This window comes from Paenibacillus sp. yr247 (genome assembly GCF_900103825.1).
In the GTDB taxonomy this organism is placed as follows: Bacteria; Bacillota; Bacilli; order Paenibacillales; family NBRC-103111; genus Paenibacillus_E.
In genome coordinates this window covers 20750-45898 of sequence record NZ_FNIF01000026.1, presented here as the reverse complement: position 1 = coordinate 45898, position 25149 = coordinate 20750, and the positions used below count along the sequence as shown (strand labels likewise).

Sequence of the window (25149 nt, the reverse complement as noted above, 5' to 3'; positions counted from 1 at the left end):
ATGAATGAAATCATTCAAGAAATGGAGCGGCGCTTGTTCGGCCAAAAGCTGAATATAAGGCTGCTCGTCACCGCCTTATTAGCCGGCGGTCATGTACTGCTTGAAGGTGTGCCGGGCCTAGGGAAAACGAAGATGGCGCGCACCCTTGCGGAATTATCAGGCGGCGGCTACCGCCGAATTCAATTTACCCCAGATTTGATGCCTGGTGATATTACTGGCAGCGTCATTTATCATATGCAGGATCATTCGTTTACGACGATTCAAGGTCCTATTTTCACTAATGTGTTATTGGCAGATGAAATTAACCGTTCCGGACCGAAGACACAAGCGGCTCTGCTCGAAGCAATGGAAGAGCGGCAGGTGACGATCCAAGGGAATACGTACAAGCTGCCTAATCCGTTCTTTGTCGTAGCCACCCAGAATCCCGTTGAGTACGAAGGCACCTATCCACTTCCGGAAGCACAGCTCGATCGCTTCTTGTTCAAGCTGGTGCTTGACTATCCCGGTGAAGAAGCCGAAGTCGCCATTCTCCGTAATCACGTACCGTTTCAGCAGCATTATGAGGAGTCGCTTGAGGCCATATTGACCCCTGAGCGGATCACCGAGCTGCAGCAGCAGCTGTCCGATGTTGTTGTAGAAGAGTCCTTATACACCTACATCGCCACAATCATTCGCAAAACACGCGAGTCCAAACGGGTACAGCTGGGAGCGAGTCCGCGCGCAGGTATTGCCGTGCTGATGGCAAGTAAGGCTTGGGCCCTACTGGATGGTCGAATGTATGTCACGCCAGACGATATCAAGCTTGTAGCGCGGCCTGCGCTGCGGCACAGGCTGCTGCTCACACCGCAAGCGGAATTGGAGGGCGGAACAAGTGACCACATCATCCAAGAGACGCTCGGCTCTATTCCGGTTCCTCGATAAATTTCTGTTTCAGGATTTTATCCTGCCAACTTTCCGTTTCATTGCTCTTGTAGTAGTAGGTGCCGTAGTCACATTAATTGCCTCCGTTTTTGATGCAGTCCAACCTGTATTCTGGAGCTGCAACGGGCTGCTTATCGTGCTTAGCGTTATTGATCTTTTGCTCCTTCCTAAACGCAGCAGCTGGGTTATCCGTCGCAAACTTCCGCAGCAAATGGATGTCAGAAGCAGTTTTGAGGTGACTCTTGAACTTGAATCCAAGGAACTGCAATCTGTTCAAGTGGAGGTAACGGATCATTTGCCTCCTCCATTTCGTATGGTACGCAACCAATTAAGCGGCGCGTTCCGTGGAACATCTGCTTCCTTCTTCTATACAATCATGGCTCTTGAAAGAGGGAAATACGTATTCGAACACGTATACTTGCGTTACTCTGGAGGCATGGGGCTTTGGAAGAAACAAGTGCGCTTGGAGCAAGAAGATACCATTGAGATCTATCCGGACTTATCTCAGGTACGAGGTGTCCTTGGCGCCGTTCAAGACGCTTTAATTCTAGAAGGCCATCGACTATTCAAAAAGCAGCGCAGCGGATCAGAGTTTCACTATATCCGTGATTATGTGCAAGGCGACGACATCCGGCATATCAATTGGAAAGCGTCTGCTCGCACGACGAAGCTGATGACGAACCTTTTTCAGCCGGAAAAAGGAAAGATTGTAACGTTAGTGCTGGATTGCGGTCGTCAAATGGCCATTGAGCTTGAAGGTCAAGTGAAGCTGGATCGGTCGCTGGAAGCCGCCTTAACACTAGCAGCTGTAGCACTTAAACAAGGGGATCAAGTTGCGCTAATCGCTTACTCCAATCAAGTGAAAGTATACGTCCCAGCTGGAAAAGGACTTCCTCATCTGCAGGTGTTAACGAAGGCTGTTTATGATCTTCGCACCGATTTTGTTGAATCGAGTACACAGATCGCCTTCTCCCATGTGCTGCGTTTTCTGAAAAAACGCTCGCTTGTTGTGCTATTTTCCGATATGGAGAGCTATCTGTATGATCAAGAGATGCTGCCCTATGTACAGCGGCTGCGCAGAAGTCATCATGTGCTGCTCTTATCGTTGCAGGATCCGCTTATCCATCAGTGGGTGCGTATTCGTGCAGAGGATAGCCAGCAGGCTTACCGGCAAAGTATTGCCCACAAATTTACTACGGATCGTTACGCCTACGTAACCAAAATGGCCGGCAAAGGCATCCCCGTGATGGATGTCCCTGCCGACCAACTGACACTAAGCGCCGTTAATGCTTATTTAGATTTGAAATCGAGAGATCATTTATAGCGTTAATTGTTTGTTTTTAGATCGTTTACTAATGCCATATCCGTAATAAAGGGCGAGGATGAACAATGTGACTCCGGCTATGAGATATTTAACCTCTAGCGACAAAGTGGATGGTGTAATGTATCCTTCAATAATCCCTGCAATGATGAATAAAGGAATGGTGCCGATCAGAAGTTGGGCCGATTCCTTGGCCGATTCCAGAAAGCGCAGCTTGCGCGGATAGGGTCCCGGAACGAAAAAGCGATAGCCCATATATAAACCGGCTCCGCCTGCGATAAATATAGCGGTAAGCTCAATAATCCCATGCGGCAGTATGTAGGCCCAAAATACATAGCTCTTACCTGATTGCATGAAGACGGCAGCAAGTGCTCCAACGATAAGGCCGTTGCTAATCATTAAATAGACGGTGCCGAGACCAAGCGTCATACCGCTAATAAAGGCAAGGACAGCGACCCGAATGTTATTCGTCATAATGGCTGTAGAAACGAGGGGGGAATGTAAGTCCCCACGTGAACCGGCCGTTTTGGAAGGATCAATGCTATCGGCCATTGCGCCAGGCATGATCATCGATAGATTTAGCGGGTCGTTCCAAACGGACAGGAAGCCCAGCAGCCCTCCCAGCAGGAATAGGATAAGGGCAAAGCCGATGAAGAGGCTTCTTGCTTGGATAAGTGATGGAAAGTAGTGAAGGAAGAACTCCTTCAGCTGGGTGCTGCTTTTATTACTTTCCTTATACATCGCATTGTGGGCTTGGGACACAAGATGATTCAAATATATCGTTGTTTCATCCGCAGGTAAATGAGTTTGTAAGGTAGCCAAATGAGCAGATGCGACTTTGTAAAGCTCAGTAAATCTATTCACATGGCCAGCTTGCAGGCTGCTCGTCCGCTTACTAAGCTGAATCAGCAGCTCTTCAAGCTCCGTCCATTGCGGTTTATGTTCTCGAATAAAGCGCGAGATATCCATGGGGTGCCTCCTGAGTTTTCGTAGTACTCTTCCAGTTTTGCTTGTTCATTTTATCATATCATGGAGTTCATTTACCATAATTTTGAAATCGTAAGGAGATACTATGAACGAGTCTCTGGATAAAGAAATAACGATTATTACACCTGAGCAGGTGCAATTACAATTTCATACCGCAGGAATTGGCAGCAGGACGTTAGCGCATTTGATTGATAGTTTGATTTTACTTGTGATCAATGGCATTCTATTTTTGTTCGTTATTTTGGTGAGCAGGTTATATTCGGGGGACTGGCTGCCTGCCATTGCCGATTATTTAATCGCAATTTCCATTGTTCTATGGATTGTATTGAACTTGGGCTACTTCGTTTGCACGGAAGCTTTCATGGGTGGGCAAACACCTGGCAAGAGAATGCTCGGGCTTCGAGTGCTTCAAAACAACGGTCAATCAGCTACGTTATTATCAATCTTGATTCGCAACCTGTTCCGTTTGCTTGATATCATGCCAACGTTCTACTTTTTAGGTGCAGTCAGTATCTTCTTAAGCTCGAAAGATAAGCGCATCGGCGATATGGTAGCCGGAACTATTGTTGTGATTGAAGCCCGTTTTGAACGGATGAAACGTCGTAAACAGTTGGAAAAAGCGATCTACAAAAAGAACTATCCCGTTCTTGCATTGGAGATTGAGGAAAGTAAAAGACAAGAGATCTCTGCAAAGGATTGGCAGCTTCTGCAGGCCTGGGTCGAGCGAATACCTACGATGCCTAATGTAAGATTAGCGGAGTTAGCGGTACCGATCGCTCACTATTTTGCGAAGAAATTAGAACATGACCTCGGGTTTACGCAAGATCCTGCCGCTTACGCAGCCCAGCTTTATGAGAAGCTGAGAAACGACTGGGAAGTCTAAATACAGCTCTAGGAGGCTCACATTATGGGAATGACAGCTATTGTAGCAGGCGGCACCGGATTAGTTGGTCGTGAGCTGATCGGGCTGCTTTTGGAAGACAGTGCCTATGATCAAGTAATTGCGCTGGTTCGTAAAAACATACAAGTCAGTCATCTCCGTGGAAATGAGAAGTTGGTTCAAATCGTAACGGATTACAGCAATCTAGATGCTATTATTGAACCCTCTGTCATGGAACATGCTCATGTGTTTTGTACACTGGGGACAACGATCAAGAAGGCCGGATCCCAAGAGCAATTTCGAAAAGTGGACTTGGAATACCCCATTAAACTGGGCGAAATCGCTAGTCAAGGTAAGGCAGATGCTTTTGCCATTGTGACTGCGATGGGAGCGAGCCGCACATCCTCGATTTTCTACAATCGGGTAAAAGGAGAAGTAGAGCAAGGACTCAAGGCGCTTAACCTCCGTGCGCTATATATGCTGCGTCCTTCTCTTATTCTAGGGGATCGAGATGAAGTCCGAGTAGGTGAGAAGCTGGGAAGCCTTGTATCACGAGCAATTTCCCCACTTTTGATTGGAAGACTAAGGACTTACCGACCCATTCATGCGAAAATAATCGCCACTGGATTAATTAAATCCGCAAAGTCAGGCCAAGCCGGCGCACATGTGCTACTATCCGCTCAGATTGCTGAGCTGGCGGCGAAATAAAAAGGCAGTTGGAATGAATCTTATTCCATTATAATTAACGTACGCTTATGGTCCTAACCCGGAGCACCAAGCGGTTGCTGCGTATATTAGAGAAGTAGGCAGAGTTGATAGTTTAATTGTGGATATCGAAATTTAATGGAATGAGCCTCCAGCCCCAATGCGATTTTTAGGGTTGGAGGCTTTTTCTATTGAATCCGAGCAGCTCTTGGACTGTTCCAAACGGAACGTGAGTGCGTTATAGTCATCTACAACGATTTCTGTTCTTTGCGATACACCGAAGGTGCGCTACCACTCCATTTGTGGAATTGCTTGGAGAAATATAGTGCATCATTGAAGCCGACCGAAGAGGCGACTTGATCAATAGTCATTGACGTCTCCAATAGCTGTTTGGCGCGTTCCATGCGAATTTTGAATAAATACTGCATCGGGGCGAAGCCCGTGGATAGTTTGAACATTTTGCATAAATACGTGCGATGGTAGCCAAGTGTGCGTGCGAGCTCCTCAATAGAGACGGCTTGGGTGTATTGCAGCTCTAAGTAGCGGACCGCTTGCCCGACTTGACGCTCGATATCCGTTTCGGAGGTAGGTTTAACTGTCATCCTATGGGCATTTGTCCGCCCGAGTTCTCGGATCAATAAGCGAAGCCAACCTGTAGCTTCCATGTCTTCAAGTACAGGGAAAGTAGACTGCTGAAAGCAGGAGCGGATGCGGCGGTAATGATGACGTACGGAGCGGGGGTTACTCCCTGAAATGACGGCCTGCTGCGGTGAGACGCCGATTTGCGAAAGCATCGTTCCTGCTGCTCGACCGGAAAAGGCAGCCCAAGTATAGTGCCAAGGATGACGACTGTCTGCCGTATAGCTGAACAACTCCCCAGGATAAATGACAAAGGTGTCCCCAGCGGCGCATTGATAAGTACGATTGTGCATCTCGAAAGTACCTTCACCCGAAAGCACCGTATGAATAAGATAATAATCATGCACAGCGGGTCCCATTTTATGTAGAGGAATGGGCTTGCCTTCTCCGCTGAAAAGTACGGACAGCTCACTGTTACTATGATGTGGATTAATATTGACGGTGAAATAGGAATGATCCGGATTCATAGAAACCTCTTTTTGTTTTTGCTTTTAGGGTACATCAATAAACTACAAATGTCCATATTGGAGTTCGTTCAATCCATATGCTTCCGAGGCGTCCTGCGATATAGTGAAGATATGAAAAAAACCACATAATGGAGGAGATTCATAACATGTCCAAGATTACTTTTCTAGGTGCCGGCAGTACGGTTTTTGCAAAAAATGTCCTTGGGGATTGCTTGCTCACACCCGCGCTGCAAGGCTTTGAAATCGCTCTCTTTGATATTGATCATGAACGTCTGCAGGATTCAGCCAACATGCTGAATAACATCAAAAAAACAAGCGGCAGCACGTCTGTTGTGAAAGCGTATACGGATCGTAAGGAAGCTCTGAGCGGAGCCAAATATGTCGTGAACGCCATCCAAGTTGGTGGTTATGATCCATGTACGATTACCGATTTTGAAATTCCTAAAAAGTATGGTCTGCGTCAAACGATTGCTGATACGGTCGGCATTGGGGGGATTTTCCGTAATCTCCGAACGATTCCTGTGATGCTGGATTTTGCTGCGGATGTTCGTGAGGTATGCCCAGATGCTTTGTTCCTAAATTACACGAATCCAATGGCTGTTTTAACGAATGTGATGAACACTTATGGCGGTGTTCGTACAGTTGGCTTGTGTCATAGCGTGCAGTCTTGTGTGCCAGAGCTATTCAAGAGTTTGGGCATTGATCGAGAAGGGGTTAAAGCCAAAATCGCAGGTATTAACCATATGGCGTGGCTGCTTGAAGTGACGAAGGACGGCGTCGACCTCTATCCGGAGATTAAGAAGCGGGCAGCTGAGAAACAGAAAGAGAAGCACTCAGATATGGTTCGTTACGAAATGATGCTGAATTTCGGTTATTATATTACGGAATCTTCCGAGCATAACGCCGAGTACCATCCGTACTTCATCAAACGAAATTATCCAGAGCTGGTTGAGCGCTTTAACATTCCGCTCGACGAGTATCCGCGCCGGTGTATCGAGCAAATTAGCAGATGGAAACAAATGCGCGAGGACCTTGTGAACGATGCGAGTTTAACGCATGTACGTTCCCATGAGTATGCATCGTACATATTCGAAGCGATCGAGACGGATATTCCGTTCAAAATCGGCGGTAACGTTATGAATACCGGCTTAATTACGAACTTGCCACGCGAAGCCTGCGTTGAAGTTCCTTGTCTAGTAGATCGCAACGGTGTTACGCCTACCTATGTAGGAGATCTACCACCGCAGCTTGCAGCGCTTAACCGTACGAACATCAATACGCAGCTGCTGACAATTGAAGCTGCAATCACACGTAAACGTGAGCACATTTATCATGCGGCAATGTTGGATCCACATACAGCAGCAGAGCTGTCGATAGATGATATCAAATCAATGTGTGATGAGTTAATTGAAGCACACGGCAAATGGCTGCCTGAATACTCTTAAGTTTTCATATGAAAAAGAAGGTCGTGGCGTATGTCTAACATACCCATGGCCTTCTTTGCTTTACCCGCCGAATGCGTCGCGAAACGCATGGTTCAATACCTCGAGCTCAACGTTCCAAATCGGAGCAATTTCCGGTCCTACGTTTTCGTCAAACCAGTCGGAAAGCGCTTTGCGGTTACTGCCGTTCTCGACGATAAAAGGAAGATTTAGCATGACCTTTTTCACGTAAAGCTCCTCAGCGGCCTTGAGTTGCGCCGGGGATATCCATATTTTCAAACGCTTCACTGTACGATATAATTCCTTGCTGCAAGCCCTTCGAATTCCACGTGCGCTGGGGAACTGCTGCTTATGTTTTTCACTCTGCTTATTGTTCATAACGGTATCCACACTCCCTCTATGCTATTTGTATGCATGGAGCGGGCGCGGAGCCACTGAAGACTAGAACCTAAGGTGCCCAATTGAGGAGGTTGATTCTAAGAGTTTACTAATCTACCACAAGATAACCGATCATTGGGCCGCCGTGAGCAATATCCGCGTGCGTCAAGCAAATAATGCGATAGGTGCCTTCCTGATTGGCCGTAAAATGGATAACCGTTTCTTTTCCCTTCTGGACTTCCCCGCTAATGTTCATTCCTTCAATAAGAAAAGGATGACTCTCGCCGTTTACACCGTAGATGCTTAGTTTGATTTTCTCGCCTTTTTGGATGACGATGGTGCCTGGATCCCAGCGATAGGCTTCGATCGTTTTCCCGTCTTTGGTGGTAGATTTGAACTCACCTACAACCATGTGAATGGTTCTTTCGGCAGTGGGTTCCGCCAGAGTGGGAAGGATCTTCCCACGGCTCAAAAACAGCACACCGGAAAGGAGAAGGATCAGTACTGCGGCTGCTAGGTAGAGATGCTTGCGTTTAACAATCCATACTTGGGACATTGGGGTTCCGCCTCCTGTACATACATACTTGTACATCTTATGCAGAGGCTTGTCAGCGCATGATTATGAATCGCCTGCAAAGAGCATATCATTTCTTTCTTTTTAGCCCATAGGAAGCTGTAAACTGGTTGTTAAGAGCTCGTCTGTGATAGAATGTTTTTATTAATGTGAAGAGAGGGTTTATGGATGAGTGGATTTATTCATAATGTTTTGCTTTATTTGGAAGGGCTTGGGTATTGGGGGATTTTCCTCGGACTAATGTTGGAAGTAATCCCTAACGAACTGCTATTGGCTTATGCAGGCTATCTTGTATCCAAAGGTGAAATTAACTTTATCGGTGCTATTATTTGTGCTGTAATCGGCGGGACATTAGCACAAATTGTGCTCTATTGGATCGGACGCTACGGAGGCAGACCCTTCTTGGAGAAGTACGGCAAATATTTACTCATCAGCAAGCATCATATTGATGTAGCAGAGAGTTGGTTTAACCGCTATGGAACAGGGATGATCTTCACAGCTAGATTTATTCCGATTGTACGTCATGCGATATCCCTTCCCGGCGGTATGGCCAAAATGCCCCTAGGTAAGTTTACACTCTACACGGGTTTAGCCTTAATTCCATACTCCATTCTATATGTTTACTTAGGTATGCTGCTCAAAGATAACTGGCAAACGATTGATGAAAAAGCAGGGCCGTTCATTAAACCATTAATTATTGCAGCTATTATTTTGACACTTGCGTATGTGGGTTATCAATTATATTTGAAAAGAAAAGGGAAAGCGTAAGCCGGTCCCATAATTTGGAGCTTACGTTTCAATTTGTTACAATAAAAAGGAAGAATCACGAAAAAGGAGAGACTTTGATCTACGTTCAAAGATCTCTATATTAGGAGGATGAGCAGCGATGAGTACGAATCTTGCAAACAAACTGCGCACAGGCTTAAAGCCGCAACAATTCATTGACAGCATGGAGAAAAATAAAGAGCAATTTTTAGCTTATTACAATGGATTTGAATGGGATAATGAAGAGGATAAGGCGTATTTCGATGCTCTGAACAACCGCGATGATCTGCGCTGTCTGATTATTGCTGCAGATTGGTGCGGCGACGTTGTTCGCAACGTACCTGTCGTCTTCAAAGCGCTGGAGAACAGCGGTATTCCTGTGGAAGTGTTGATTATGGAGCAAAACTACGACGTTATTGACCAGTTTCTGACTGGCGGCGGTCGATCCATTCCTATCATTGTGTTTACAGATACGGGTGGTTTTGTTCTAGGACACTGGGGTCCTCGTCCCCAAAATGTGCAAGCTATTATGACACAATTCAAGAAAGAAAATCCTGATCGTGAAGCCGCAGATTATAACGAAAAAATTCAACTAGCCAGAGCCGAAATGGGCCGTCAATATGGTGAAGGTAACGGATATCATGCTGTTATTGTGAAGGAACTTCGTGAATTAATCGAGTCGTTCTAAGGGTGAATTTAGATGATTAACATAGAATCGTTCGTATTAGGACCAGTAAGCACGAATGCGTATTTATTATCTGATCCGGAAACGAAAAAGGGCATTATCATAGATCCCGGTATGAACCCTAAGTCCCTTATCAAAAAGATTGCCGATTTGGATATTTTAGCGATTCTCCTTACGCATGCTCATTTTGACCACATTGGTGGTGTCGATGAAATTCGTAAGCTGAAACGCTGTCCTGTGTATATTCACGATCTGGAAGCCGATTGGCTGACGAGTCCGAAGAAAAACGGCTCAGCGCGCTGGCCTGATCTCGGTGCTCTGATTGAAACGGAACCGGCTGAATATGCGCTGGATGAAGGGCAAACGCTCGAATTCCTAGGCATTAAACTCAAGGTATTCCATACCCCCGGGCATTCACCCGGAAGTGTGAGCTTCTTATACGACAAACACCTGTTTAGCGGTGATGTCCTATTTAAACTGTCTGTAGGTCGAACCGATCTGCCCGGCGGGGATAACAACGAGCTGCTCGACTCCATTCAAGAAAAACTGTTTGTACTCGAAGACGACGTCGTTGTGTATCCTGGGCATGGCGCCAAAACAACCATTGGTTTCGAACGAGACAACAACCCATATGTGTAATAACGAAAGGACTGCCCCTGATATGAGGGACAGTCCTTTTTGTCGTTTGTTAGCAGCTCGTATGCTCGTTCGCCCATGATACCTAACCATTTTTGGATGATCTGGGTATTTACCGTGTTCAAGGTAGGTGCTTCCCCATAGACTGATGTTGTAAGTTATTCACCCACCCTTAACAATAACAACTTAGTTCGAGACATAAGGAGGTGCTCTTTCATGGAATATGTAAAAACTCCAACGTATCCGATGCCAGCTCCAATGCCAATGCCAATGCCAACGCCTATGCCAATGCCAATGCCAATGCCAATGCCTATGCCGTTACCAGCCGTTCAGCCGCCAGCTCCTATTATGCAACACCCGGTCCACAATGATATTCATTTACACGCATCCTACCAACAAACATCGTTTGTTTTTCCAAAACCAGTTGCCCCGAAGCCCGTAGCTGTCTGTTCTTACACTTCATCAGCAGGTAGTATTCTTGTTCTGTTCATCTTGCTTGTCATTATTACACGTGGATTTATTGCGAAATGTTAGTTGGTTAATCGCTATAAAAAAAGTAACTCACTTCGGAGATTCTTGACCGGATTGGGTTGCTTTTTTTGTTTGTTGTGAAGAATAAAGCATTCGCAAATCTAAAGAGCATAAAAAATCAATGAATGCAGAAACTACGTATAAATTTTAATCACATTACAAATTCCAGTATCAATGCTTCAAGTTTCAAAGTTTTGAACAACAACAGCAACAGAAAGAGGAGATCTAAATTGATGAAAAGAAATATTTGCGGGCTGATTGCCGTCATAATGGTATTCTCCTTGCTAACCGCTTGCGCTTCGAAGAAGGGCAATACACCCTCAACAGTAAACGGAGTTACCACGATTGAATTCTGGGCGGCAACCAATCCTACTCAACAAGCCTTTTGGCAGAAGACGGCCAAAGCGTATGAGCAGACAAATCCAAAGGTCAAGATTAATGTTAGTGTCATTAAAGAGTCCCCAAGCTCAGAGGCTACGATCCAAGCTGCTATTGCCGGTGGAAGCGCACCTACAATTTCAGAGAATATCAACCGTGGCTTTGGTGCTCAATTAGCTGCAAGTAAGGCATTGGTACCTTTAGATACTTTAACTGGCTTTAATGACATCGTTACTGCACGTATGATGTCAAGTACCATCAAGCCTTGGCAATTTGCCGATGGTCATCAATATGTTCTTCCGATCTACTCCAATGCAATGCTGTTCGGCTGGAGATTAGATATTCTGAAAGAGCTGGGATACACTACTCCGCCACAGACGTACAGTGAAATTATGGCCGTGAATGCGAAGTTGAAGGCGAAATACCCGGATAAATTTTTCTGGGCCAAGGCTGATTTGGCGGATCCTACCGCTTGGAAGAGATGGTTTGACTTTTTTATGATCTATGATGCCGCTTCAAACGGAAATAAGTTTATTGAAGGAAACAAATTCGTTGGAGATGACAACGCGGGTGTAGCCACTCTTAAATTCATCGATGATCTTCGTAAGAATAAAGGGATTCTGGCACAGAACGTTGCCGATCCTTTTGAGACAGGAACCAGCTTGTTTATTGACTTGGGACCTTGGACTTTCACGAACTGGGCAGAGAAATTCCCTAACATGAAATACAACGAGAACTATACCTTGTCCATGCCTCCGGTACCGGATGGTGCAGATCCGAAAACTTCCAAGACTTTTGCGGATACAAAAGGGTTAGTTATTTATGCTTCCGCTACGAAGGAACAGCAAGCAGCAGCGCTAGATTTCGTCAAATGGGTTTATTCCGATCCTAAGAATGATGCACAATGGTTCGATCAAACCAAGCTGCCGCCTGCGCGTGACGACTTGACAACGAATGACTCCTTTAAAGCTATCTTGGATAAGAACGCACAATTGAAACCTTATGCGGAGAATGTTCCTAATGCCGTTCCTCCGATGGATAATCCTAAGTTTAACGATCTGCAGACCATTATCGGACAAGAAGCTTGGAATAAGGTCGTCCGCGGTGAAATTGATCCTGCGACAGGTTGGGCTAATATGAAGAAAGCCATTGAAGGGGCACTAAAATAAAGGGGGCTCTTCAATTTGAAAGAAAACAACAATGGGTTGGGCTGGTTATTCACCAGTCCTTACCTTCTTTATTCGATCGTCTTTTTCCTTATCCCGTTAGTGTGGTCCTTCTATCTATCCTTTACGAACTGGGATTTGATTGCTCCAGACTTTCAACATGTCGGCCTAGATAATTTTATGAAAGCCATAAAATCACCGGGCGTTCATGCTGCTTTCTGGGTGACGTATAAATTCATGATGGTCTTCGTACCATTGGTCTCTATAATGGCGTTAATTGTATCCATATTGGTACACAGTCTTCCACGTTACAAAAGTCTGTTTCTAGTAGGATTTTTCTTGCCTTATCTGTCTTCCGGTGTTGTTTCTTCCTTGATTGTAAAAGGTTTCCTGTCCTATAACAGCCCATTGAACATGAGCCTTAGGAAGATCGGAATTCATATTAACTGGTTAGGTACACCCTGGTCCGCGTTATTCATTGTCGGACTGATCATGGCTTGGAAATTCACGGGTTATTACGCTCTTATTTTAACCTCTGCTCTGGAGAGTATAGATCAAGAAGTGTATGAAGCCGCGGCAATCGATGGGGTTACCGGCAAGCAGCGCTTCTGGAAGATTACACTGCCGTTATTGTATCCGGGATTCTATACAACGCTTATTCTGGCATTTGGTGTAACCTTCGGGATATTCACAGAGGTCTACCAGCTGACAGGAGGCGGACCGAAATTCGCGACAAATACATGGCAGATGGAAATTTACAGCCAAGCCTTCAAGAACTTGCAGGCAGGTTATGCTTCTGCTGTGGCTCTGCTGGCTTCTATAGTTACCTTTATCTCGATCTATATCATTAGAAAACTGCTTGAAAAGTGGGGTGCTCGAAATGGTTGGGTCTAAAGGCAATAATAAAAACAGGCTAATCCTGCGTTACGTTATAGCGGCCGTTCTTCTGCTCGTTATGGTATACCCTTACTTGTATATGGTGCTTAATTCATTTGCAGATTGGGCTCAAGTTGATCGTAAGTTAATTCCTACATCCTATTCGTTAAAATCTTACTCCTGGTTGTTTTCAGGTGGAGAATCCGGAATAGCCCGACCTTGGCTTGGTTCTTTTCTTAACAGTGTGATTGTGTCAATCAGCTCTACAGTACTCATGATGATATTTGGGGTGATGGTGGCTTACGCGCTATCCAAGCTTAAATTCCGTGGACGCGATACAGTGAATAACTTTATTCTGTTTCACATGTTCTTTCCGTCCATTATCCTGCTCATTCCGAGCTTCTTGATTATTCAGAAGCTCGGTTGGTATGATACATATTGGGCGCTGATTATTCCAAAAGGGGTCAGCTTATGGGCGATTTTCATGTACACTAACTTCTTCAAGGCGGTTCCGACGGTGTTCATTGAAGCGGCAAAGTTGGATGGAGCTAAAGATCTCCAGATTCTGTACAAAATTATGATGCCAATGTCCAAATCGATTACGAGTGTCATTTTCTTATTCCTGCTGATGGAACGTTGGACGGAATTGTTATGGGATATGATTATGGTTCGCAGTGACGACATGCTGACGCTGAATGTGTTGTTATCCCAGATGTTCGGACCTTACGGTACTTATCCAGGTCCTTTGTATGCCGGTTCGGTACTGTTATCCATTCCGATCATTATCCTGTTTATCATTTTCGGTAAGAACTTCCAACAGGGTATGCAGGTCAGCTTGAAGTAAACAAACTGTACTGCGAGATTGCTTGAAAAAGGGGAAATTTTCCGTGGATCTTAATCAACCTAGTTTAAAAAACTGTGAACAATTATTACTGGAATTTCTGTTAAAAGATGCGGACATCAAGAATGCCCAGAAGCTTTCATTCACCGGTGTAGGGAACAAAGACGTATACAATATTTCCGCTCCCTTCGAAGATGGAGGGGAATGGGTCATTGCAGGCAGGGTCGAGTCGCGAGACAGTGAACACTCTGAAGTGTATTTTTTTGTCGAAAAAGACGGAGAATGGCTGCCTCGTAAAGGCGCACCCGTGCTGGAGCTGCAGGATCCATTCCATACACGGATTGGTCAAGAGCTTGTAGTGGGTGGCGTACAGATTTATCCTCATCCTGAACAAGAAAATGCGTTAATGTGGAGAACCGCTTTTTACAAAGGTAAGGATATTTCCAGCTTGAAACCTTTCTTTGTGGGACCCGACGGGATGAAGGACCTTCGGTTAGTCGAGCTTCATGATGGACAGATCGGGGTGTTTACTCGTCCTCAAGGGAAGAAGGGTGGACGGGGTAAGATCGGCTTTTTCCAAGTGTCTTCTTTGGATAAGTTAACGAAGGAAGCAGTTGAGGCAGCGCCCCTTTTTGATCATCAGTTTTCGGATGAAGAGTGGGGCGGAGCCAATGAGGCACACCTTCTGACAGGTGGACAGATCGGTGTGTTAGGTCATATCGCTTGTTACGATCAGAATCAGGACCGTCATTATTACCCTATGGTGTTCACCTTGGATCCGAAGACGGGTGAGCGCACAGACATTGAGCTCATCGCAAGCCGTGCCAATTTTGTTCCAGGCCCTTCCAAGCGCCCTGATCTGCAGGATGTAGTATTTAGCGGAGGACTCCTTCGCCATGGAGATGGGATGGCTACCCTATATGCAGGAATAAGCGATGCAGAAGCACATCGGATTACGATTGTGGATCCTTTTATCCGGTTTGAAAAATAGTCTTTACATCTAAGGAGTTTACGTCAATGAATATACAAAGATATGCTGAGAACCCGTTGATTACGCCGTATGATGTGAAACCGCACCGGAAAGACTTTGAGGTGATTGGAGCTTTCAACGCGGGAATTGCCACCTATAAGGATGAAGTGCTGATGCTGCTGCGAGTGGCAGAGCGTCCTATAAGTGAAGATCCTAATATTGTGAAAGCCCCTGTATACAACCCGGAAACAAATGCATTGGAACTTATAGAGTTCCGCAAGGACGATGATCTTTATGACTTCACTGATCCGCGCGTTATCCGGAATAAGTCTAAGAGTGGGACGTTCGAATATCTGACTTCCTTGTCTTATATTCGTATCGCAAGAAGTAAAGACGGTCACCAGTTTACAGTGGATGAGAAGCCCTTCATCTATCCATCCAACATTCAGGAAACCTTTGGAATCGAAGATCCGCGGGTAACTCAGATGGGGGATACGTACTACATTTACTTCTCTGTAGTATCACCGGTGGGTATAGGGGAGTCTATGGTTTCGACAACCGACTTCGTCACAACGAAGCATCATGGTATGATTTTTGGACCTGACAATAAGGATGTTCTAATCTTCCCTGAGAAAATAAACGGCAAATATTACGCCTTACACCGTCCTACGATGAAGAGCATCGGAAATCCGAACATCTGGATCGCAGAATCGGATAATCTGCTGTACTGGGGAAATCATAAGCATCTCCTTGGACTTCGGGAGGGAATGTGGGATAGCGGCAGAATTGGTGGAGGAGCGGTTCCCTTTAAGACGGAGAAAGGGTGGTTGGAATTGTATCATGGTGCGACACTAGATCACCGCTATTGTATGGGAGCTGTGCTGCTCGATTTGAACGATCCGTCGAAAGTGATTGCCCGCTCGGGCAAGCCAGTAATGGAACCGGAAGCTGACTATGAGAAGAATGGCTTCTTCGGAGATGTCGTCTTCTCCTGTGGAGCGATTATAGAAGGCGGTATCGTCAAAATGTATTACGGTGTGGCAGATACATCAATGGCTTGTGCGGAGTTAAGTCTGAAAGAAATTCTGGACAGCTTGGAATACGTTTAGTGAATAGTGGGAGGGATTATATATGAAAAGCCTTACAATTAACCGAATGATTGTATTGTTATCGCGCCCCGAAGGGATGCCGACAGAGCAAAATTTTGAAATCAGAGAGGCGCCTTTTGCAGAGCCTGGAGAAAATCAGGTTGTTGTCCGCTCCATCTATCTATCTGTAGATCCTTATATGAGGGGCAGAATGAATGACAGTAAATCGTATACCGAACCGTACCGTTTGGGCGAGCCGATTGTAGGCGGTGTCGTTGGTGAAATTGTGAAGTCTAAATCAGACCAGTATGTCGTTGGAGATAAGGTTATTGGCATGCTGGGCTGGCAACTGTACAATGTGGTGGATGCAGCTTTGCTGCGAAAAGTCGACGAAAAGATCGCCCCTCTGTCTGCTTATCTAAGCGTTCTTGGTCTAACAGGGCTCACTGCATATTTTGGTTTGCTGGATATTGGACAACCCAAAGAAGGGGAAACGGTTGTTGTATCGGGTGCAGCAGGAGCAGTTGGCATGATTGTCGGCCAGATAGCAAAAATTAAAGGGGCACGTGTTGTCGGCATAGCGGGCTCGGATGAAAAAACACAATTTTTGGAGAACGAGCTAGGTTTTGACGAGACGATCAACTATAAAACAGTTGGTAATCTGAGTCAGGCACTTGAACAAGCCTGTCCGGACGGGGTCGACATTTATTTTGATAATGTGGGCGGAACCATATCCGATGAGGTTATGAACCTGCTGAACACTCATGCCCGAATTGCCGTGTGCGGAGCAATTTCTTCGTACAACAGCACAGATGGAGACTACGGCCCGCGTGTTCAAAGGAAATTAATCAAAACTCGTTCCTTAATGAAAGGTTTTATTTACTTCGATTACGCAGACCGATCCAACGAAGGCATTCAGGCTCTGGGGAAATGGCTTACAGAGGGCAAGTTGAAATACGAAGAGACGATTATGGAGGGCTTCGACCAAGTTCCGCAAGCATTCTTGCAATTGTTTGAAGGCAAGAATCTTGGGAAAATGCTCGTCAAAGTGAACGGAATCTGATAGTAGAAAAGCGAAGAACGGCTTCGTAACGATGCGAAGCCGTTTTTTTGCCATTATTTCATGGAAACAGATGTCCTTAACGTTGTAATCAGACATGAAGTTATTTTAAAATGGAGGGGAGGTGCAGAGAATGACACAATTTACAATGAATTCTATGTTTGATGCTATCGGTGAGTTATTTTCGGATGAGGTCTCCATCGCGGTTTCAAATACGGAGGAATATATTTATTATCGGCCAAGTAAAAGAATCGATCTGAAAATTAAGAAAGGCGATCCCGTCAAGGAAGGGACGATTACACATAAAGCGCTAACCGGAGAACAAAAGATTTCCGAATTTATTGATCGGGATTTATTTGGTGTCCCCTATTACGGTATGGCGGTTCCGCTGATCCATGAAGGGAAACTGGGGGGATGTGTTTCTGCAATTTTTCCCACTCTGACGACTGGCAAATCCGTTGTAACGGTAAAATACCATGAGGGATGGGTTCCAGTTCCTTTTCCGGAAGTGATGTATCTGGAAGCAAGTGACCGTAAGACGCATGTGATTACCGAAAAACTGACCGGCACGCATAAATATACGTTAAATGAGTTCGATTTTCTTTTGCCGAAAGATTACTTTGTGCGCTGCCACCGTTCCTTTATCGTTAACGTTAACTATATAAAGGAGATCTACCCCGATACACACTCAACATTGGTCTTAATTATGAAAAACGAAACCAAAATTACGGTCAGTCAATCATATACCAGTTATTTTCGGAAATTACTTGGCTTCTGAATAGTTCATTGTTTCAGGCCAAAATATTCATGATCCGTCCTGATTATCCTCATTTTCATCCGAAAAATCATTCCTCCTCTTTGTCGTTTGTTAAAATGGTGAAAACGATAAATAAATTGGGGGAAAGCCCTTTGGAAAACATTTTCGATCGTATTCGAAACTACCACCTTCATGAGAAGGTCGTTTCTGCACAAGAAGCTGCTTCCTGGATTAAAAACGGAATGACGCTGGGACTAAGCGGGTTTACTCGAGCCGGAGATGCAAAAGCGGTTCCCATGGCGCTCGCTGAGCGTGCGAAAACTGAAAAAATGAAAGTTAATGTATATACTGGGGCTTCTCTTGGTTCAGATATTGATAGATTGTTTGCTGAAGTCGGCTTGCTGCATAAGCGTCTTCCTTTTCAAGCGGATCCTACAATGCGAAAGAAAATTAACCAAGGCGAATTTTATTTTATAGATCAGCATTTATCCAAAACGTCGGAATTGGTACGCGCTCAAGTGCTGGAGCCTATTGATTTTGCCATTGTGGAAGCGATCGCAATAACGGAAGACAACATGATCATCCCTTCGACCTCCGTTGGGAACTCAATGGTGTTCGCTAAACATGCGAAGTCCATTATTGTTGAAATCAACTTGGCCCAACCGCAATTATTAGAAGGACTTCATGATTTGTACGAACCGAGTAAACAGGGGGAACGTTCTCCCATTCAAATAACGAAGCCGAATGATCGGATCGGAACCTTGGGAATTCCCGTAGACATAGGAAAAGTACGGGGCATTGTGTTCACGAACCAGGCAGATTCCCCTTCAACCATTACGGCACCTGACAAGGAAACGGAAACGATTGCGCAGCATTTAATTGCATTTCTACGCCGGGAGGTTCAAAAGGGACGTTTAACGAACCGCCTGGCCCCTCTCCAGTCCGGCATCGGATCGGTATCCAATGCAGTCTTTCACGGATTATTAAATTCGGAATTTACTGATCTGGAGGTATATTCTGAAGTACTACAGGATGCTGTGTTCGACTTAATGGATGCAGGGAAAGTCTGCTATGCCTCCAGTTCTTCCATTACGCTTTCGGGCTCGAAGATGAAACAGGTTTTCCAGAACTTGGAGAAATACCGCGATAAACTCATTCTAAGGCCTCAAGAGATTTCGAATCACCCGGAGGTCATTCGACGCATGGGGTTGATTGCGATAAATACGGCGTTGGAATTCGATATTTATGGCAACGTGAACTCTACACATGTATTGGGAACACAAATGATGAATGGCATTGGTGGCTCGGGTGATTTTGCACGTAACTCCCGAATCTCAATTTTCGTCACGAAATCGATTGCGAAAGACGGGAAGATCTCAAGTATTGTGCCATTTGTTTCTCATGTAGACCATACGGAGCACGATGTGGATGTGGTAGTCACGGAGCAAGGATACGCTGATTTGCGGGGGTTAGCGCCGAGAGAACGTGCGGATCTAATTATTGAACGCTGTGCGCATCCAATGTACCGCATGCAATTAATGGACTACTATAAAGAAGCCCTGACCAGGGGAGGGCAAACCCCTCACGTTTTGGAGAAGGCGTTAACGTGGCATACGAATTATGTGCAGTCCGGGACGATGCTTCAAAAAGTTATGCAAAGAGGGTAACACTGTCATTAAAATCCATGGGCGAGGGATTAAAAGATGAATAACGATTACGAGCCCAACGGTGGGCTCAACTTAAGCGAGTGAGGAGTATTTATATGGAAGTCAACAAAATTGTCATTAAAGGGTTTCAATTTATTCTAAGTGGATCTTTAATCCTGCTTGGATTCATACTGACCTTTTTTATGCTCCGTGAACTTGTCAAAATCATTCAATTTTTTTTTAATCCTATGTTAAACGTTCATGATATTTTGCAGGATATATTAGTTTTTTTTCTTTATTTCGCGTTTATTTCGATGGTTTTAAAATATTTCAAAGAGAACTACCATTTCCCTATACGATATCTTCTTTATGTCGGGATTACGGCAACAATTCGATTTATTATTGTAAACCAGGGAAAACCGCAAGAGAATTTATTATTGTCAATTGTTATCTTTGTTCTCTTGGTTAGTTTTTTATTAGAAACCAAGATGCATAAGCATTCAGATGCTTAACCAGGAAGACCATCGGACGAAATTGACCACAGGTTACAATCCGTGAGTCTCAACAATTTAACTATATTTGAGGGGCTTGCTTCGCGGCAGCTCCTCTTTTGTTTATTTAAGTAACTAGCAGATTAGCTCAATAACAAACTTTCTATAAAGAGGTAAAGGATATATGTAATTCTTCACGAATACATAATATGGAATGAGTTTTTGTATTTCGAATCCATTTAATAGATTTCCCTCGGACATCCAAACAGCAGGATATTCTCACGTCCACCGTCTTCGGCATGTTGCAGTACATGTCTGCTCCAGAGCTTTTTTTATGATGATCTGGAGCAAACAATCCTTTCCTTTCCATACTTTTAAACTCCGTAACTTCAAACCTATTAAAGTTTTAAATTTCCGATTATTTACAGTATTAAACAATGAGAATTGAAAAGAGGGCTGCTATTTATGCCGTTAATCGGGCTCACTGGGTACTATTTGGATAAATCAGAGGCAGGAAGTAACGGTTTACTTGGAACATTAGGGCGAGATATGGCCATGATGTCCTATGATTATTCAAGATCCTTGGAGCGGGCCGGAGCTATTCCCGTACTCCTTCCGGTACTCGAAACGATAGGAGTCGAAAAACTGCTTGACCGACTGGATGGCTTGCTTCTTACGGGGGGCTCGGACGTAAATCCAATTCTTTATGGGGAGCAGCCCAAAGGTTACCTTGGCAAATTGGAGCCGGAGAGAGATGCCTTTGAATTGGCACTGATCAATAGTGCCTTGGAACGGGATATGCCGGTGTTCGGCATATGCAGAGGGCTGCAAATAATAAATGTGGCACTCGGAGGAAGCTTGTATCAAGATTTGGAGAAAGATTTGGGGATTGAGTATTGTCATTCCCATCGCCAGTTCCGTAAATGGCAGGCTACGCATCCAGTACACATCGTAGAGGATTCAAAACTTTATCGATTGGTTGGCCAGGAGGAGCTTTGGGTCAATTCCTATCATCATCAAGCCGTGAAAAACTTGGGCCGAAGCCTAAAGGTTACGGCTAGGTCAAAAGACGGCTTAGTTGAGGCAGTTGAATCGACAGATCATAGTTATGTAGTCGCAGTTCAATGGCATCCTGAAATGATGACCGAAAAAGAAACAATGCAACAGTCATTGTTTAACGATTTTATTTCTTACGTGAATACCAAATGACTCATTTCGTAATCTACAAAGGGGCTGTTGGTTAATGCAAAAGATACTGGAGATTAAAGGGCTGCATACCCATTTTATTACGGATCGCGGTGTAGTGCCGGCGGTGGATGGGATAGATCTGTATATAAAACAAGGCGAGGTGCTTGGAGTCGTAGGGGAATCCGGCTGTGGCAAGAGCGTGACGTCATTATCGATCATGGGGCTCATCCCGCAGCCGCCTGGTAAAATTGTGAAGGGCTCCATTCTTTTTAAAGATGAGGATCTGGTGCAGGCAAAAGAAAAAAGAATGCAAAAGCTGCGTGGCAATGAGATTTCTATGATCTTCCAAGAGCCGATGACCTCTCTTAACCCTTTATTGACCATTGGTGATCAAATCTCGGAGGCGATTAAGCTTCATCAAGGCTTAAGCAGAAAAGAGGCGACTCAGCTTTCAATCGCCATGCTGAAGAAAGTAGGCATTCCCCGTGCGGAAGCGATTGTGAATGAGCATCCCCATAAATTATCCGGGGGCATGAGACAAAGAGTCATGATAGCCATGGCATTAAGCTGTGAGCCGCAGCTGCTGATCGCCGACGAGCCTACGACGGCGTTGGATGTGACGATTCAAGCTCAAATATTGGAGCTAATGAAAAAGCTGAATAAAGAAACTGGAACCGCAATCATGTTGATTACGCATGATCTGGGAGTGGTGGCGGAAATGTGTGACCGCGTGGCCGTCATGTATTCGGGGAAGGTGGTGGAAGAAGGCAGTGTGGCCGATATATATCGGAATCCGCAGCATCCTTACACCAAGGGATTGATTCAATCCATCCCTCGAATGGATGTTGAAACCGAGGTTTTGTACGCCATTCCGGGCAACGTGCCTTCTCCGGGATCGATTAAGAGCGGATGCCGTTTTGCGCCCCGCTGCGAATACGTGATGGACCGCTGCCATGTTGAAATGCCGCATTTAACGGAAAAGGAAAAGGGGCATTACAGCAGATGCTGGCTGGCTCAATGAAGGGGATGAAATCATGAATTCAAATCTGCTTGAAGTCCAAGGCTTAAAAACTTATTTTCCCATTCACTCCGGACTGTTGAGGCGGGAAAGCGGCAGCGTCAAAGCGGTGGACGATATTTCTTTCTATGTCAAGAAGGGAGAATCCTTCGGACTGGTGGGAGAGAGCGGTTGTGGAAAGTCGACTACCGGAAGGTCCATTCTTAGGCTTATCGAGCCTACGGAAGGAAAAGTTTTGTTTGAAGGCAAAGAAATCAGTTCCATGCCCAAAGAGCAGTTAAGAGGCATTCGCAAAGACATGCAAATTATTTTCCAGGACCCGTTTGCTTCCTTGAACCCTAGGCACACGGTACGAAAAATATTAGAGGAGCCTTTTATCGTCCATGGAATTGGAAACTCTAAGGATCGGCTGGATCAGGTACTGCAATTGATGGAGCACGTAGGCTTGAATCGGTCGCAGCTGGACCGGTACCCTCATCAATTTTCGGGTGGACAACGACAACGTATCGCTATTGCCAGGGCGCTTGCTTTAAATCCAAAGCTTATCGTAGCAGATGAGCCGGTTTCCGCGCTGGATGTGTCCATTCAATCGCAAATTCTGAATTTGCTTAAACAGTTACAGAGGGACTTTCAGCTTACATATATTTTTATCGCGCATGATTTAAGCGTGGTGAAGCATTTTTGTGATCGAGTTGCGGTCATGTATTTAGGGCGTATTGTGGAGCTTACCGACAAACACGAGTTATACCGAAACCCACAGCATCCGTACACGCAAGCCCTGCTTTCCGCCGTGCCCGCGCCAGACCCTTTTGTGAAAAATGAGAGAATTATCTTGGAGGGCGACGTGCCGAGTCCGGCCAACGCACCTCAGGGCTGTGCGTTTCATACCCGCTGTCCTGCAGCTATGGAGCGGTGTATATTGGAGCGACCTAAGCTGCTTTCAACAAATGAACATCATCACGTCGCGTGTCATCTCTATTCTTGATCTAGTGATCGGGAAGAGATTTCATATATAAAACAATAAGATGATTAAGGGAGGCGTTATTGTTGAGAAAATGGGCAGCTACTGGTATGGTGTTGATTTTGGCCGCGTCGTTCGCATTGTCCGGATGCACGAAGGACACGAAAACGGTGGAACAGCCGAAATCGGAAACAAAGCAAGAACCTCAAAAGAAGGTGCAAGACACTTTAATTGTAGGTCGCGGTGGAGACTCGGCATCGCTTGATCCTGCGATTGTAACGGACGGGGAGTCGATTAAAATCGCCCAGCAAGTATTCGATAAGCTGTTGGAATACAAAGCGGGCACGACAGAAGTGCAGCCTATGCTTGCAGAAAGCTGGAAAGTGTCGAATGACGGATTAGTTTATACGTTTTCGCTAAGAAAAGGCGTCAAATTCCATGACGGTACAGACTTTAATGCAGAAGCGGTTGTATTTAATTTCAGTCGTTGGAGCGACCCGAAAAGCCCTTATAAGTTCCAAGGGGACTCCTTCGACTATTACACTTCCATGTTTGGAGCCGAAGGGGCCAGCATTATCAAAGAGGTAAAGGCCGTAGATGCCAATACGGTTCAATTTACGCTTAATAAGCCGCAAGCTCCGTTCTTGCAAAACATTGCTATGCCTCCTTTCAGTATTGCCAGCCCGAAGGCTGTTCAAGAGAAAAAAGAGAAGTTTAAATCGGAGCCGGTCGGAACAGGGCCGTTTGTATTTAAAGAGTGGAAACGCAACGACTCTATTACTTTAGAGAAAAACGCGAGCTATTGGAGACAAGGATTTCCTAAGTTGAACAAAGTGATTGTACGCGCAATTCCGGACAATTCCGCACGTTTCACTGCTTTGCAAAACGGCGAACTTGACTTAGCCGAAGGCATTAATCCGGACGATCTGAAAAATCTTGAAGCGAATAAAAATTTGCAAAAAATTCTTCGTCCTTCTTTCAACGTAGGCTATCTTGGGTTTAATGTGACAAAGAAACCTTTCGACGATCCGAAAGTGCGACAAGCTTTGAATTATGCGGTTAACAAGAAAGCAATCATCTCCGCTTTCTTCGGAGGACTTGCTGAACCAGCGGTTAATCCGCTTCCTCCGTCACTTTGGGGTTACAACAAGGACATTCAAGATTATCCTTACGATCTGGAAAAAGCGAAGTCTCTGTTGGCTGAAGCGGGTTATGCTAACGGACTTCCTGGAGAATACACATTCTATGCGATGCCTGTTTCTCGTCCATACATGCCTGACGGTAAAAAAGTGGCGGAAGCCATTCAAGCTGATTTTGCCAAAATTGGCGTAAAAACCAAAATTGCATCTCCAGAATGGGCAACTTATTTGGATGACGTGAAAAAAGGTGAAAAGGATGATTTGTTCATGCTGGGTTGGACTGGCGATAACGGAGACCCTGATAACTTCTTATACACTCTGTTAGATAAAACGAACATCCCAGGAAACAATCGCAGCCGCTATGTAAATGAGGAAGTTCATAGTCTGCTTGTAGAGGCACAATCGGCTACTGATAAAGCGAAACGCGAAGATTTATACAAAAAATCCCAAGTTATCATCAAAAAAGACGCACCGTGGGTTCCGATCGCTCACTCCAACCAATTGATTGGAGCGAAAGCAGGCTTATCCGGTTATGTGCCTTCTCCGACAGGTTCTGAAGCGTTCACGGAAGTATTTTTTAAGTAAGATAGGTTGAAGCAGGGCGGTGGTCTCTGACTGCCGCCCTATTTTATTTGAAGC

At 45.2% G+C, this 25149-nt stretch carries 26 protein-coding genes; 22 read left to right on the top strand and 4 right to left on the bottom strand.

Annotated elements, in window-relative coordinates; all coding sequences use genetic code 11:
* Nucleotides 1-921 carry an AAA family ATPase gene (locus BLT91_RS25580; RefSeq protein WP_090826503.1) on the top strand — a complete coding sequence of 307 codons (921 nt, stop codon included), beginning with the start codon at nucleotides 1-3 and terminating at the stop codon, nucleotides 919-921.
* Nucleotides 872-2245: a DUF58 domain-containing protein gene (locus BLT91_RS25575; protein ID WP_090826501.1), complete on the top strand. Its 1374-nt coding sequence runs from the start codon at nucleotides 872-874 to the stop codon at nucleotides 2243-2245. Before BLT91_RS25580 ends, BLT91_RS25575 begins: the two co-directional genes overlap by 50 nt.
* Here BLT91_RS25575 and BLT91_RS25570 read toward each other — a convergent pair.
* The gene (locus BLT91_RS25570; RefSeq protein ID WP_090826499.1) at nucleotides 2240-3211 is read right to left on the bottom strand and encodes a stage II sporulation protein M; all 972 of its coding nucleotides are present in this window, start codon (nucleotides 3209-3211) and stop codon (nucleotides 2240-2242) included. The genes BLT91_RS25575 and BLT91_RS25570 overlap by 6 nt on opposite strands.
* 103 nt (nucleotides 3212-3314) lie before the next feature.
* Here BLT91_RS25570 and BLT91_RS25565 point away from each other — a divergent pair, with 103 nt between their 5' ends.
* Nucleotides 3315-4112, top strand: coding sequence for an RDD family protein (locus BLT91_RS25565; protein WP_090826497.1), 798 nt, complete (start codon nucleotides 3315-3317; stop codon nucleotides 4110-4112).
* A 24-nt stretch (nucleotides 4113-4136) separates the two neighbouring features.
* The gene (locus tag BLT91_RS25560; protein WP_090826495.1) at nucleotides 4137-4817 is read left to right on the top strand and encodes an NAD(P)H-binding protein; all 681 of its coding nucleotides are present in this window, start codon (nucleotides 4137-4139) and stop codon (nucleotides 4815-4817) included.
* Nucleotides 4818-5062: 245 nt separating this feature from the next.
* On the opposite strand, the gene BLT91_RS25550 is transcribed toward BLT91_RS25560, so the two are convergent.
* Nucleotides 5063-5920, bottom strand: coding sequence for an AraC family transcriptional regulator (locus tag BLT91_RS25550; RefSeq protein ID WP_090826492.1), 858 nt, complete (start codon nucleotides 5918-5920; stop codon nucleotides 5063-5065).
* A 146-nt stretch (nucleotides 5921-6066) separates the two neighbouring features.
* Between BLT91_RS25550 and BLT91_RS25545 the strand changes: the two genes are divergently transcribed.
* Nucleotides 6067-7365: an alpha-glucosidase/alpha-galactosidase gene (locus BLT91_RS25545; RefSeq protein ID WP_090826489.1), complete on the top strand. Its 1299-nt coding sequence runs from the start codon at nucleotides 6067-6069 to the stop codon at nucleotides 7363-7365.
* Between the two features lie 60 nt (nucleotides 7366-7425).
* Here BLT91_RS25545 and BLT91_RS25540 read toward each other — a convergent pair whose 3' ends face one another.
* Both BLT91_RS25540 and BLT91_RS25535 read right to left on the bottom strand, forming a co-directional pair.
* Complete coding sequence (locus tag BLT91_RS25540) at nucleotides 7426-7740, bottom strand: dehydrogenase (RefSeq protein ID WP_090826487.1); 315 nt, start codon at nucleotides 7738-7740, stop codon at nucleotides 7426-7428.
* A gap of 109 nt (nucleotides 7741-7849) precedes the next feature.
* Nucleotides 7850-8296 carry a cupredoxin domain-containing protein gene (locus tag BLT91_RS25535; protein ID WP_090826484.1) on the bottom strand — a complete coding sequence of 149 codons (447 nt, stop codon included), beginning with the start codon at nucleotides 8294-8296 and terminating at the stop codon, nucleotides 7850-7852.
* A gap of 186 nt (nucleotides 8297-8482) precedes the next feature.
* Here BLT91_RS25535 and BLT91_RS25530 point away from each other — a divergent pair, with 186 nt between their 5' ends.
* The 17 genes from BLT91_RS25530 (at nucleotide 8483) to BLT91_RS25450 (ending at nucleotide 25095) form a co-directional block, all read left to right on the top strand.
* On the top strand, nucleotides 8483-9082 hold the full coding sequence (locus tag BLT91_RS25530; RefSeq protein ID WP_090826480.1) for an undecaprenyl phosphate transporter UptA: 600 nt from the start codon (nucleotides 8483-8485) through the stop codon (nucleotides 9080-9082).
* 118 nt (nucleotides 9083-9200) lie between these two features.
* On the top strand, nucleotides 9201-9767 hold the full coding sequence (locus BLT91_RS25525) for a thioredoxin family protein (protein WP_090826476.1): 567 nt from the start codon (nucleotides 9201-9203) through the stop codon (nucleotides 9765-9767).
* 12 nt (nucleotides 9768-9779) lie between these two features.
* Nucleotides 9780-10403, top strand: coding sequence for an MBL fold metallo-hydrolase (locus tag BLT91_RS25520; RefSeq protein ID WP_090826473.1), 624 nt, complete (start codon nucleotides 9780-9782; stop codon nucleotides 10401-10403).
* 213 nt (nucleotides 10404-10616) lie between these two features.
* Nucleotides 10617-10934, top strand: a complete 318-nt coding sequence (locus BLT91_RS32015) for a hypothetical protein (protein WP_090826470.1) — start codon at nucleotides 10617-10619, stop codon at nucleotides 10932-10934.
* Between the two features lie 230 nt (nucleotides 10935-11164).
* Entirely contained in the window at nucleotides 11165-12478 is a 1314-nt protein-coding gene (locus tag BLT91_RS25510) for an ABC transporter substrate-binding protein (RefSeq protein WP_090826467.1), read from the top strand.
* Nucleotides 12479-12493: 15 nt separating this feature from the next.
* Nucleotides 12494-13369 carry a carbohydrate ABC transporter permease gene (locus tag BLT91_RS25505; protein WP_090826464.1) on the top strand — a complete coding sequence of 292 codons (876 nt, stop codon included), beginning with the start codon at nucleotides 12494-12496 and terminating at the stop codon, nucleotides 13367-13369.
* On the top strand, nucleotides 13356-14195 hold the full coding sequence (locus BLT91_RS25500) for a carbohydrate ABC transporter permease (protein WP_090826462.1): 840 nt from the start codon (nucleotides 13356-13358) through the stop codon (nucleotides 14193-14195). The genes BLT91_RS25505 and BLT91_RS25500 overlap by 14 nt, the downstream gene beginning before the upstream one ends.
* Nucleotides 14196-14238: 43 nt before the next feature.
* Nucleotides 14239-15183 (top strand): MTP-1 family protein, encoded by a 945-nt coding sequence (locus tag BLT91_RS25495; RefSeq protein ID WP_090826459.1) that lies wholly within the window; start codon nucleotides 14239-14241, stop codon nucleotides 15181-15183.
* Nucleotides 15184-15209: 26 nt separating this feature from the next.
* Nucleotides 15210-16271 (top strand): BtaManbiosPhlase, encoded by a 1062-nt coding sequence (locus BLT91_RS25490; protein WP_090826456.1) that lies wholly within the window; start codon nucleotides 15210-15212, stop codon nucleotides 16269-16271.
* A 22-nt stretch (nucleotides 16272-16293) separates the two neighbouring features.
* Entirely contained in the window at nucleotides 16294-17313 is a 1020-nt protein-coding gene (locus BLT91_RS25485) for an NADP-dependent oxidoreductase (RefSeq protein ID WP_090826453.1), read from the top strand.
* 130 nt (nucleotides 17314-17443) lie between these two features.
* Nucleotides 17444-18088, top strand: coding sequence for a LytTR family DNA-binding domain-containing protein (locus tag BLT91_RS25480; RefSeq protein ID WP_090826450.1), 645 nt, complete (start codon nucleotides 17444-17446; stop codon nucleotides 18086-18088).
* Nucleotides 18089-18219: 131 nt separating this feature from the next.
* The gene (locus tag BLT91_RS25475) at nucleotides 18220-19734 is read left to right on the top strand and encodes a succinate CoA transferase (RefSeq protein WP_090826448.1); all 1515 of its coding nucleotides are present in this window, start codon (nucleotides 18220-18222) and stop codon (nucleotides 19732-19734) included.
* A 95-nt stretch (nucleotides 19735-19829) separates the two neighbouring features.
* Nucleotides 19830-20225 carry a phosphate-starvation-inducible protein PsiE gene (locus BLT91_RS25470; RefSeq protein WP_090826446.1) on the top strand — a complete coding sequence of 132 codons (396 nt, stop codon included), beginning with the start codon at nucleotides 19830-19832 and terminating at the stop codon, nucleotides 20223-20225.
* A 444-nt stretch (nucleotides 20226-20669) separates the two neighbouring features.
* Nucleotides 20670-21413, top strand: coding sequence for a gamma-glutamyl-gamma-aminobutyrate hydrolase family protein (locus BLT91_RS25465; RefSeq protein ID WP_090826443.1), 744 nt, complete (start codon nucleotides 20670-20672; stop codon nucleotides 21411-21413).
* A gap of 34 nt (nucleotides 21414-21447) precedes the next feature.
* Nucleotides 21448-22413, top strand: coding sequence for an ABC transporter ATP-binding protein (locus BLT91_RS25460; RefSeq protein ID WP_090826440.1), 966 nt, complete (start codon nucleotides 21448-21450; stop codon nucleotides 22411-22413).
* Between the two features lie 13 nt (nucleotides 22414-22426).
* Complete coding sequence (locus BLT91_RS25455) at nucleotides 22427-23395, top strand: ABC transporter ATP-binding protein (protein ID WP_090826437.1); 969 nt, start codon at nucleotides 22427-22429, stop codon at nucleotides 23393-23395.
* 86 nt (nucleotides 23396-23481) lie between these two features.
* On the top strand, nucleotides 23482-25095 hold the full coding sequence (locus BLT91_RS25450) for an ABC transporter substrate-binding protein (protein ID WP_090826545.1): 1614 nt from the start codon (nucleotides 23482-23484) through the stop codon (nucleotides 25093-25095).
* Nucleotides 25096-25149 lie beyond the last annotated feature (54 nt).

Excerpts from the sequence above, each read along its gene's own strand:
- BLT91_RS25580 (WP_090826503.1), top strand. The coding sequence starts at position 1 with ATGAATGAAATCATTCAAGAAATGGAGCGGCGCTTGTTCGGCCAAAAG.
- BLT91_RS25570 (WP_090826499.1), bottom strand. The coding sequence starts at position 3,211 with ATGGATATCTCGCGCTTTATTCGAGAACATAAACCGCAATGGACGGAG.
- BLT91_RS25565 (WP_090826497.1), top strand. The coding sequence starts at position 3,315 with ATGAACGAGTCTCTGGATAAAGAAATAACGATTATTACACCTGAGCAG.
- BLT91_RS25560 (WP_090826495.1), top strand. The coding sequence starts at position 4,137 with ATGGGAATGACAGCTATTGTAGCAGGCGGCACCGGATTAGTTGGTCGT.
- BLT91_RS25550 (WP_090826492.1), bottom strand. The coding sequence starts at position 5,920 with ATGAATCCGGATCATTCCTATTTCACCGTCAATATTAATCCACATCAT.
- BLT91_RS25545 (WP_090826489.1), top strand. The coding sequence starts at position 6,067 with ATGTCCAAGATTACTTTTCTAGGTGCCGGCAGTACGGTTTTTGCAAAA.
- BLT91_RS25540 (WP_090826487.1), bottom strand. The coding sequence starts at position 7,740 with ATGAACAATAAGCAGAGTGAAAAACATAAGCAGCAGTTCCCCAGCGCA.
- BLT91_RS25535 (WP_090826484.1), bottom strand. The coding sequence starts at position 8,296 with ATGTCCCAAGTATGGATTGTTAAACGCAAGCATCTCTACCTAGCAGCC.
- BLT91_RS25530 (WP_090826480.1), top strand. The coding sequence starts at position 8,483 with ATGAGTGGATTTATTCATAATGTTTTGCTTTATTTGGAAGGGCTTGGG.
- BLT91_RS25525 (WP_090826476.1), top strand. The coding sequence starts at position 9,201 with ATGAGTACGAATCTTGCAAACAAACTGCGCACAGGCTTAAAGCCGCAA.
- BLT91_RS25520 (WP_090826473.1), top strand. The coding sequence starts at position 9,780 with ATGATTAACATAGAATCGTTCGTATTAGGACCAGTAAGCACGAATGCG.
- BLT91_RS32015 (WP_090826470.1), top strand. The coding sequence starts at position 10,617 with ATGGAATATGTAAAAACTCCAACGTATCCGATGCCAGCTCCAATGCCA.
- BLT91_RS25510 (WP_090826467.1), top strand. The coding sequence starts at position 11,165 with ATGAAAAGAAATATTTGCGGGCTGATTGCCGTCATAATGGTATTCTCC.
- BLT91_RS25500 (WP_090826462.1), top strand. The coding sequence starts at position 13,356 with ATGGTTGGGTCTAAAGGCAATAATAAAAACAGGCTAATCCTGCGTTAC.
- BLT91_RS25490 (WP_090826456.1), top strand. The coding sequence starts at position 15,210 with ATGAATATACAAAGATATGCTGAGAACCCGTTGATTACGCCGTATGAT.
- BLT91_RS25485 (WP_090826453.1), top strand. The coding sequence starts at position 16,294 with ATGAAAAGCCTTACAATTAACCGAATGATTGTATTGTTATCGCGCCCC.
- BLT91_RS25480 (WP_090826450.1), top strand. The coding sequence starts at position 17,444 with ATGACACAATTTACAATGAATTCTATGTTTGATGCTATCGGTGAGTTA.
- BLT91_RS25470 (WP_090826446.1), top strand. The coding sequence starts at position 19,830 with ATGGAAGTCAACAAAATTGTCATTAAAGGGTTTCAATTTATTCTAAGT.
- BLT91_RS25465 (WP_090826443.1), top strand. The coding sequence starts at position 20,670 with ATGCCGTTAATCGGGCTCACTGGGTACTATTTGGATAAATCAGAGGCA.
- BLT91_RS25460 (WP_090826440.1), top strand. The coding sequence starts at position 21,448 with ATGCAAAAGATACTGGAGATTAAAGGGCTGCATACCCATTTTATTACG.
- BLT91_RS25455 (WP_090826437.1), top strand. The coding sequence starts at position 22,427 with ATGAATTCAAATCTGCTTGAAGTCCAAGGCTTAAAAACTTATTTTCCC.
- BLT91_RS25450 (WP_090826545.1), top strand. The coding sequence starts at position 23,482 with ATGGTGTTGATTTTGGCCGCGTCGTTCGCATTGTCCGGATGCACGAAG.